This is a genomic window from Neogemmobacter tilapiae (genome assembly GCF_014652215.1).
Taxonomy (GTDB): domain Bacteria; phylum Pseudomonadota; class Alphaproteobacteria; order Rhodobacterales; family Rhodobacteraceae; genus Neogemmobacter; species Neogemmobacter tilapiae.
Genome location: NZ_BMYJ01000002.1, coordinates 85,682 through 94,869, shown reverse-complemented (window position 1 = coordinate 94,869; position 9,188 = coordinate 85,682). Strand labels below are relative to the sequence as shown.

Here is a 9,188-nt window from a genome sequence, read left to right as displayed (position 1 = left end):
GGTGCCCGATGAAACGTCTGAACCTTGTCATGACTTGTGCCTTTCTAGCCCTTTCGGCCTGCGGCTATCCCTATGTGCGGGTTTACGACGATGTGGACGACCCGTTCCATCTGCAACGCATGTCGGCGGACAGTATTTCGGGCCAATGGTTCGTGACCGCCAATATGCCCACAAGGCAGGATGACGGTTGCAGCCATATGACCGCCAATCTGGCAACGGTGGATGCGGGCCATGTCAGCATCACCTTCCAATGCGTCAAGAATGGCCAGACCATCCGCTTCGCCGGTATTGCCGATTTGGCGGGCTATCAGACATCGCGCTATGATGGGCTGATCCAATATGGCGATTACTGGGTGATTGATCGTTCGCCGGATGGGCGCACCTTGTTGATTGGCAACCCGGCCCGCGCTTCGGCCTATATGCTACACCGCGACCGGCGGGCAACGCCCGAAGAATATGATTGGGCGAAAGAGGTTCTGGGCAAGAACGCCTTTGACATCGCCGCCCTGCAACGGGTCAGCCATTGGTAGGCGAAGGCCCCAAGGTCCGCATCACCTATTGCAGCCAATGCAACTGGATGCTGCGGGCCGCCTGGATGGCGCAGGAGTTGTTGCAGACCTTTGGGCAGGATTTGGGCGAAGTGACCTTGGTGCCGGGCACCGGGGGAATTTACCTGATCCATCTGAATGGGGAACTGATCTGGGATCGCAAGGCGGATGGCGGCTTTCCCGAGGCGAAGGTGATCAAGCAAAAGATCCGCGATGTGATCTGGCCGGATCGTGACCTTGGTCATGTGGATCGGGCAAAGACCGAATAGCGACGGCTTTTGTCGCGGCTTGGCAAGGATAGCGGCGGCGCCCCGCTAAATTGGCGCAATGGAACAGGCCGACATCATCATCGTGGGTGCGGGCAGCGCGGGTTGCGTGTTGGCGAACCGTCTGTCGGAAAATCCCAAACTGCGGGTTCTGCTGATCGAGGCCGGGGGCACCGACCGCCGCTTTTACGTCAACCTGCCGCTGGGCTATGGCAAGCTGTTCTACAACCCTGCCGTCAATTGGATGTATCGCACGGAACCCGATCCGGGGCTGGCAGGACAAAGTGATCACTGGCCAAGGGGGCGGCTGTTGGGCGGCTCCTCCTCCATCAACGCGATGGTCTGGATCCGGGGGCACAAGGCCGATTACGATGATTGGGGTCAGATCGCCCCCGGCTGGGGCTGGGATGAGGTTCTACCCGCCTATCGCGCTTTGGAGGACAACGAGGCAGGCGCTGACGCTTGGCGCGGTCAAGGTGGGCCTTTGCACATCGCGGCGAACCGCACCGGGCTGCATCCGCTTGTGGGCAACTATCTTGCGGCTTGCGAAAGCGCCGGTCTGCCCCTGAACCCCGATTTCAACGGGGCCGAACAGGAAGGTGCCGGTCACTATCAGATGACAATCAAGGGGGCCCGGCGCAATTCCACGGCCCGCGCCTTTCTGCGCCCTGCAATGCGCCACCCCAATCTGCGGGTGATGACAAAGACGCAGGTGACTCGTTTGGTAATTGAACAGGGCCGCGCCACCGGGGTCGAGGTGCAGACGACGGCGGGGCTTCAAGTCATCCGCGCGAACGCCGAAGTGATCCTGTCGGGCGGGGCGATCAATTCGCCGCAATTGCTGCAATTGTCGGGCATCGGCCCCGGGGGGCTTTTGCAATCGCTGGGCATCCCGGTGATTCAAAACAACCCGAACGTCGGCGACCATCTCGCCGACCATCAGGGCATCAACTACACTTGGGAAATGACCGTCCCCACCTACAATCAGGCCCTGCGTCCCTGGTGGGGTAAGCTGTTGGCCGGGATGCAATATGTCTTCCTCGGCCAAGGCCCGCTTTCCAAATCCATCAACCATGCGGGTGGCTTTTTCCGCACCGAAGCCCACCTGCCCCGCCCCAATATGCAGCTGTACATGCAGGCCTTTTCCACCCTGCTGCCCAAGGCGGGGGAACGCCCGGTCCTAAGCCCCGATCCCTTCCCCGGCCTTTCCCTTGGCCTGTCGAACTGCCGCCCCACATCGCGCGGGCATATCCGCCTGAAATCCCCCGATCCGCTGGCCCATCCCACCATCACCGCAAATGCCTTTTCCACCGACCACGATATCGCCGAAATGCTGCTGGCGGTGAAATACCTGCGCCATCTGGCCGCCCAGCCCCCGCTGGCCCAGCTCATCAAACAAGAACTGCGCCCCGGCGCCGCCGTCCGATCCGACGAAGCCCTGATCGACGACTTCCGCCGCCGTTCCGGCACGGTTTATCACCCCTCCTGTACCGCCCGCATGGGCACCGATCCGGCAACATCGGTCACCGACCCAAGGCTGCGGGTTCATGGCATCCAAGGCCTGCGTGTCATCGACGCCTCGGCCTTTCCCACCCTCATCGGTGGCAATACCAATGCTCCGGCGATCCTGATGGGCTGGCGCGGGGCCGAGATGGTCGCCCAAGACTTATCCTGAGCATTTCTTCATTGACCGGATTAAGGCCCGAAACCGTCCCAAACCCATCGCATTTCGGCCATTTTACCCCGCTAAGTCGGCTCAGGGGATGTCTGAAAGCGGTAACAAGATGCAACTGGTCCGGAATTTCGCTGAAGATTCAATCTGGGTGGCCCGACCGATGCGGGTCGTTTATCTTTCCGCAGCCGACTTGTCCGAGATCGAAACAATGGCGATCCGGCTGTCGGGTCTAGGTGCCGGAATGAGCCATGCCGAAGATACCTATGCAGCGGTCGAAATGGTCATGGACCATCCGGGGGGCTTTGGTTTGCTTATCGCAGACTGCGACAGTTTGGGAGGTATCGAAGAAGGTGACAAATTGTTCCGAATGCTGGGCGAAAGCATTCAACAATTGCCTGTCATACTGACCGCGACAGATCTGGCCGAACAGGTCTTTCCCACCGACAAGAGCGCGCCAATCCGCTTGCGTGCCCCGCTGACGCCAGTAGCCCTACGCTTGGGCATAGAGCACGCCGCCCGTAGCCGCGAAGCCATGACGGCATGAAAAAGGGCGGCGCAAAAGCACCGCCCCCCGTCAGTACCACGGCCTGCTATCAGGCGATTGCCAGGTTCGTTGCGCTTTCGCGCCCGTCGCGGCTGGTTTCGATGTCGAACGTCACGGCTTGGCCATCAGCCAGCGAACGCAGACCAGCACGCTCCAGCGCGGTGATGTGCACGAAAACGTCTTTCTTGCCGCCTTCCGGGGCGATAAAGCCGTAACCTTTGGTGGTGTTAAACCATTTCACGGTGCCCTTAGCCATCGTGAATCTCCTCTATTTTCCGCCCGCGGAATTGCGGCGGACCGGCCCCGTCAGCGCAAGATCGAGCGTTGGCCAGATAGCAAACAGAGTCGATAGAGATAACGTCGCACTCGCCATATGGGGGCAGAACGTGAAAAAATCAAGAAAATTCGCGGCCTGCACCTTCTTGGCGGCAAAAAATTGGGTGCTACAAAGGGCTAACTTCGGCCTAACAAGGTCAACAACATCGATTGCTCAGGCAGCGTTAACGATTCGCTTACCAACAGCGTGGTTTACCAGTGAGATTGCAAGGACCAGTCAACGAGTCCAATGTGGATCAGACAATGAGGACGAAATGAGCACGGATTGGATCACCGAAGTTTTGCGCGATCTATTCCGCTTTGCCCAATTGAATCAGATGAACCGGCTCGCCCGCGATCTCGAATTGACGCTTCAAGGGCTCGAGGACGAGGCATCTTTGGCGACCCGGTCGAATATTGGGGCCGAATCAGAGACGGCCGAAGGCGAACCCCTCGATCAGCGCACGTGACACGGGCGGCGGGCCTTTCACCCGGCGCTTGGCTTGAGTATGTTGCACCCCATGCAACTGCCTGTGGCCACACTTTCTGACGATCAGGCGGAAGCCCATGACCGCATCAGCGCCGCGCTTTATGATGCGGGCATTGACCTTGAAGATTCGGCCCTGTCGCCAATGTCCGAAGGCAGCAGTCGTGTTCTGGCCGTGATGGGCAAGGCGGGTTCGGGCAAGACCTTGCTTTTGGCCGAGCTTTACAAGGCTTTGAAATCCGCCGGAGTTGATATCATTTCGGGCGATTATGAGGGTCGCCGGCGCAAGGACCGCCGCACGCTGGCCATTCTGGCCCCCACGAACAAGGCCGCCTCGGTCCTGCGGCTGCGGGGCGTGCCCGCAACAACCATTCACAGGATCCTTTATACGCCGGTCTATGACCCGGAGTATGAGCGCATTGCCGAATGGCTGACGGGCAACGGCACAAGGCCCGTGGTCGAGGGGCTGACGGATCTGGCGCTGGACCGGGCCAAGGCTTTTTACGATCAAGTCGCCTCTATCCCCGGCGCCCTAGCGGCAGCAGGCCTTCGCGGCAGCGATTTCATCAAGGGCTGGAAACGGCGCGAAGAGCCGCTGGATGTGGGCTTTGTCGATGAATCCTCGATGCTGGATGATCGACAGTTCGAAGATCTGAAAGAGATCTTCCCGACGCTGGTGCTGTTCGGCGATCCAGCGCAGCTGGCCCCGGTCGGGCAGTCAGGGCAGATGGTTTTTGAAAAATTGCCCGCCAGCAAGCGGCTGGAACTGCACCGCATCCACCGGCAAACGCAGGATAACCCGATTCTCGATCTGGCCCATGCCCTCTCTGACCCGGCCCTGGGCTTCGAGGAATTCGAGCGGATGGTGGAAAAGGCGGCGGCCAAGGATGACCGCGTTCTGGTGCAGGAACGGGTGGAAAGCGATCTGATGGCGCGCTCGCCTGTGCTGGTCTGGCGGAATGCCACACGGGTGCGGCTGATCACCGCCTTTCGTGCGGCCTTTGGGGCGCCGGAATTCGAACTGATCCCGGGCGAGCCCTTGATCTGCGACGGCATCGAACTGCCCTTGAAGCACAGGAAAAAGCGGATCGATCTGGAGGCCAGAGGACTGATCAAAGGGGCGCAAGTGATCTATCTGGGGCCTGGAAATCGGGATGGATTTGCCCGTCTGCATGTGATGGGTGCCGAAGACCCGCAGGTCAGCGCGGCATCCATTATCAAGATCGAAAAGCCGGACGAAGAAGAGCCGTTCATCCCGGCCGCGGCCAAGATGGGGGCGGCTTTTCTGCATGGGGCGGCGGTGACAATCCACAAGGCGCAAGGCTCACAATGGGAAACGGTCCAGGTCTTTGCGCCGGACATCTGGGCCGCCGCGGCGAGCGGTCGGGCCGAGGCGGGAATTGCCCTGTGGAAGCGGCTGACCTATGTGGCGATCACAAGGGCGGAACGGCGATTGATCTGGGTAACACGAAACCGCTTGGCAAAGCCTAGGGGCGGCCTGACGGTCGAAGACCTGCGCGCCGTGACGGCCCCCGCTCTAGCGCTTTCAGGGGGCGAGGAATAAACATGGAAAAGGGAGAACGGAAATGATCTGCGTCTTTGTCCAGTTTCGCTGCACGCCGGGACAGACCTATGCGGTGGCCGATGCGATCTATGACCGCGAGGTGGTGAGTGAACTGTACTCCACCAGCGGCGAATACGATCTAATAGCCAAGGTTTATGTGCCGGACGAGGCGGATGTCGGCCATTACCTGAGCGAGCGACTGTTCGACATTCCGGGGATACAGCGGACGCTGACGACGATGACATTCAAGGCGTTTTAGAACGGATCAATCAAATTCGATTGATTGGCTTTTTAGAGAACTGATTTTCCTTCCACCCAACTTAACGCTGCGGCGCTAGGCCGGTCCTGCACGGGCAGGAGGTTACATGCGAGTTCCGCAAAGTCACTGGTGGTTGTTGGATGGGCAGGGCGGAACGGGCCTTGCAGGGGCGTGGCTCCTGAGCCGTGGCATCGGTATCCGAGTGGGCATGATCGATGGGGGTGTTTGGTCAAGCAATCCCGATTTGACCACCCAAAAGCTGACAGCAAGCCCCGGCGATGATCATGGCACGCAAGTGGCCGGTCTGATCGTTGGATCGGATGCGAACGCGTTCGGCGGTATTGGCGGCGCGCCCGCCGCCGAATTGCAGGTAACCGCGCTCGATTTTGATCAACCGCTGACAATAGCCGATTTGGCGCAGGTTCTAGCCCAACAGTCAGCCGTTGACGTTTCGAACAACTCTTGGGGTTTTGTCGCGGCCTTGGCCGATAGCTTCACCGGGGCCGGGGTTGCGTTGTCTGAGGCTTTGGATCAAGCCCTGATGCAGGGGCGCGGCGGGCTTGGAACTGTGTTTGTCTTTGCGGCCGGTAATGGCACAGGCGATGTCGGCCTTCACAACCTGACTGGTGGGCGGCGCAGTATTGCCGTTGGGGCTAGTGATCAGGATGGAAAAATCGCACCGTTTTCGGCCAGCGGGGCCAATCTTTTCCTCACCGCGCCGGGGCAATGGCTGCTGACGTCCGATGGGCCAGATGGTCATGCCCAAGTGTCTGGAACCTCTTTTGCTGCCCCCTTGGTCAGCAGCGCGATTGCCCTGATGCTGGCGGTGAACCCGAATTTGGACTTTCGGGACGTCCAAAATATTCTGGCGCTGACTGCCCGTCCGGGTGAGGGTGCCGCCAATGCGGCAGGGCTGATCCACAGCGCGCAAATGGGATTTGGCCTGCTGGATGCAGAAGCGGCGGTGCGGCTCGCACGACATTGGACGGGTGGTCAGAGCCTAGCGAATCAGGAACAGTTTGCAGGCCTTCCAATCGACAGCGGCTTTCACGTCCGGTCGGGCATGCACTTGGAATGGGTAGAAATTGACTTGCATATCAAAGGAGAAGACCTTCGTGAGTTGCGGGTGTTTCTGATCTCGCCCAGCGGCCACGAAAGTCTTTTGCTGAACGGTGCGCCTGGCCTGACAGAATTCGATCACCTGTTTTCTGCCGCTGGCTTTCGCGGCGAAGACAGTGGCGGGCTATGGCGCATCCGCGTCGAAGGTGCCGCCGACGTCACTGTCGGGGCCTTGACGCTGTTCGGTCAGGTGGACAGCCCAAACGACGTGACCGTGTTGACGGATCGTTTCGCTGCACGAGTCCAAGCCGAGCCCAAACATCGCATGATTGTCGACTCGGACGGTGGTCGGGACATGCTCAATATGGCCGCCGCCAAAGGTGGGGCGCAAGTTGATCTGCATCTTGGCCGAGGGAAGTTGGGGAGCGTCACATTCGGGCTGAGTGGCTACGAAGACCTAATCGGCACGGCAGATGCGGATCGACTTGCAGGCGACAGCAGGCAGAACAGGCTGATCGGTGACGATGGTCGGGACTGGCTCTCGGGACGCGGCGGGGCGGATCGGCTGGAAGGGGGGGGTGGCCGCGATATCCTGATAGGGGGCCAAGGGGCCGATGTTTTTGTGCTAACGGATGGCGGGGCTGATCGCCTTGTCGATTTTGATCCAAAGGAGGACCGCCTTGCCCTGCCCCGAGGACTTCTTTGGTCTCTGAATGAACAAACAGGGCGGCTTTGGCTTTCGGACGGCCACGAGCGATGGCTGGCTGCTTTTTTGCCCGTGCAAACCCATTTGTCCGGTGACAGCATATTATGGTTATAGAAAGGGCCGGGTTTTGCCCGGCCCTTGGCATTTACTTCACCGTGATACGCCCATCGACGATAGGCGCATAGGGTCCAACCTTGGCCAAATATTCCGCTACCACGTCGGCCAGATCCGGACCAAAGTCGTAGGCATTGGCAGCACCGACGAACATCTTGAACCCGTCGCCGCCACCACGAACATAGTTGTTCGACACCAGCTTGTAAGTCGCCGCCGGATCAATCGGCCCCCAGGCATCCCCCCCGATCAGAACCTGCACATCGGAAATGCGGCTGCCCGCCGGGGCTTTCGGGTCCAGCGTGTATTTCAGACCCGCCACCTGCGCGAAACGCCCGGCACCTTCTTCCAATTGGCTTGCCCCGTTTTCCAGCGCCGCGACGACCGCCGCCCCGTCCACTTCGAAAGTGGACAGTGTATTCTGGAACGGCAGCACCGTCAGCACCTCGCCCATCGTCACCGGCCCGGTGTCAATGCTGGCCCTGACCCCGCCGCCGTTCTGGATGGCGATGGTCACGCCCTGATCCTTCACCCGGTCCAGCATCGCCTCGGCCACCAGATTGCCCATCGCGCATTCCACCGCCCGGCAGGTTTCGCGACTGCCGTCGATATCTGCGGTGCTTTCGGCGACCACCTTCGACTTCAACTCTTCAATCGGCCCACCCAGTTCCTTGACCCGCGCCTCAAGCTCGGCATCCGGCGTCACGCTGGCATCCAGCAGGATCGTATCCCCTTCGGCAAACTTCAGGTTCCCCGCATCGTCAAAGGTCAGAACCAGATGCCCCACATATTTCGAATAGGCATAGGCCTGCACCACAGGTACCAAGGCCCCGTTCTGCCCATCAACCCAGGTTGGATAAGGCCCGCCGCGTTTCGGATCGGTCGCTGAAAGAAGCGTATGCGAATGACCGCCCACCACCGCATCAATTCCTGGAACCGCCGCCGCAATCGCCATGTCCTTCACATAGCCCACATGGTTCAAGGCGATGATCTTGGTCACGCCTTCCGCCTCAAGCGCTGCTACATCGGCGGCCAGACTGTCGATCTCCGGGCTGAAAATCACCGCCTCGCCGGGGCTGGATGTTTCCGGCGTATCAATCGCAAGGGCCGAGATGATCCCGATCTTTTCGCCGCCCACCTCCAGCACGACATGGTTCTGGATCCGATCTTTCAGCACATTCGACTGGCTCACATCGATATTGCCGGAAATGATCGGAAAGCTGACCTTGTCCAGCAAAGGCACCATGCCTTCGGGCCCGTCGTCGAATTCGTGGTTGCCCACGGCCATCACGTCAAAGCCGATGTTTTCCATCAGCTCACCCACCAATTCGCCCTTATAGGTCGAATAGAACAGGCTGCCCTGATATTGGTCCCCCGCATCGACGACGATCACATTCTCGCCCGCCGCTTTCAGACCATCGCGCAATTCGTTGATCTTGGTCTTGACGCGCGCAATGCCGCCAAAGCATTTATTTTCAGCCGCTTCTTCAGCGGAGCAGGTGCTGTCAAAACCGTTGATCGCCTCAATCCGGCTGTGCAGATCGTTGATGTGAATAACATGCAGGGTGTAGTCAGCCTGCGCGGCCCCCGCCGAAAGCGCCAGAACAGCGGCTGTCGAATACCAGAAACGGGTCATGGAAACACTCCCTTGTTG

The 9,188-nt window shown here is 59.8% G+C and carries 10 protein-coding genes; 8 read left to right on the top strand and 2 right to left on the bottom strand.

Going from position 1 to position 9,188, the window contains the following annotated elements:
* The first annotated feature begins 8 nt into the window (after positions 1-8).
* The 4 genes from IE095_RS03520 to IE095_RS03505 all read left to right on the top strand — a co-directional run bounded on the left by IE095_RS03520 (position 9) and on the right by IE095_RS03505 (position 3,033).
* Positions 9-530, top strand: coding sequence for a lipocalin family protein (locus IE095_RS03520; protein WP_189410246.1), 522 nt, complete (start codon positions 9-11; stop codon positions 528-530).
* On the top strand, positions 524-817 hold the full coding sequence (locus tag IE095_RS03515; protein WP_189410245.1) for an Rdx family protein: 294 nt from the start codon (positions 524-526) through the stop codon (positions 815-817). Before IE095_RS03520 ends, IE095_RS03515 begins: the two co-directional genes overlap by 7 nt.
* Positions 818-875: 58 nt before the next feature.
* The gene (locus tag IE095_RS03510) at positions 876-2,489 is read left to right on the top strand and encodes a GMC family oxidoreductase (RefSeq protein ID WP_189410244.1); all 1,614 of its coding nucleotides are present in this window, start codon (positions 876-878) and stop codon (positions 2,487-2,489) included.
* Between the two features lie 88 nt (positions 2,490-2,577).
* Positions 2,578-3,033 carry a hypothetical protein gene (locus IE095_RS03505; RefSeq protein ID WP_229804469.1) on the top strand — a complete coding sequence of 152 codons (456 nt, stop codon included), beginning with the start codon at positions 2,578-2,580 and terminating at the stop codon, positions 3,031-3,033.
* Positions 3,034-3,082: 49 nt separating this feature from the next.
* On the opposite strand, the gene IE095_RS03500 is transcribed toward IE095_RS03505, so the two are convergent.
* Positions 3,083-3,289, bottom strand: coding sequence for a cold-shock protein (locus IE095_RS03500; protein WP_189410242.1), 207 nt, complete (start codon positions 3,287-3,289; stop codon positions 3,083-3,085).
* Between the two features lie 334 nt (positions 3,290-3,623).
* Between IE095_RS03500 and IE095_RS03495 the strand changes: the two genes are divergently transcribed.
* The 4 genes from IE095_RS03495 (at position 3,624) to IE095_RS03480 (ending at position 7,537) form a co-directional block, all read left to right on the top strand.
* Entirely contained in the window at positions 3,624-3,818 is a 195-nt protein-coding gene (locus tag IE095_RS03495) for a hypothetical protein (protein ID WP_189410241.1), read from the top strand.
* A 51-nt stretch (positions 3,819-3,869) separates the two neighbouring features.
* Positions 3,870-5,399 carry an ATP-dependent DNA helicase gene (locus IE095_RS03490; RefSeq protein ID WP_189410240.1) on the top strand — a complete coding sequence of 510 codons (1,530 nt, stop codon included), beginning with the start codon at positions 3,870-3,872 and terminating at the stop codon, positions 5,397-5,399.
* 22 nt (positions 5,400-5,421) lie between these two features.
* Entirely contained in the window at positions 5,422-5,658 is a 237-nt protein-coding gene (locus IE095_RS03485) for an Lrp/AsnC family transcriptional regulator (RefSeq protein WP_189410239.1), read from the top strand.
* A gap of 106 nt (positions 5,659-5,764) precedes the next feature.
* A complete protein-coding gene (locus tag IE095_RS03480) occupies positions 5,765-7,537 on the top strand; it encodes a S8 family serine peptidase (RefSeq protein ID WP_189410238.1) in 1,773 nt (590 codons plus the stop codon).
* 31 nt (positions 7,538-7,568) lie between these two features.
* Here the strand turns inward: IE095_RS03480 and IE095_RS03475 are convergent, their stop codons facing one another.
* Positions 7,569-9,170: a bifunctional metallophosphatase/5'-nucleotidase gene (locus IE095_RS03475; RefSeq protein ID WP_189410237.1), complete on the bottom strand. Its 1,602-nt coding sequence runs from the start codon at positions 9,168-9,170 to the stop codon at positions 7,569-7,571.
* Between the last annotated feature and the right edge of the window lie 18 nt (positions 9,171-9,188).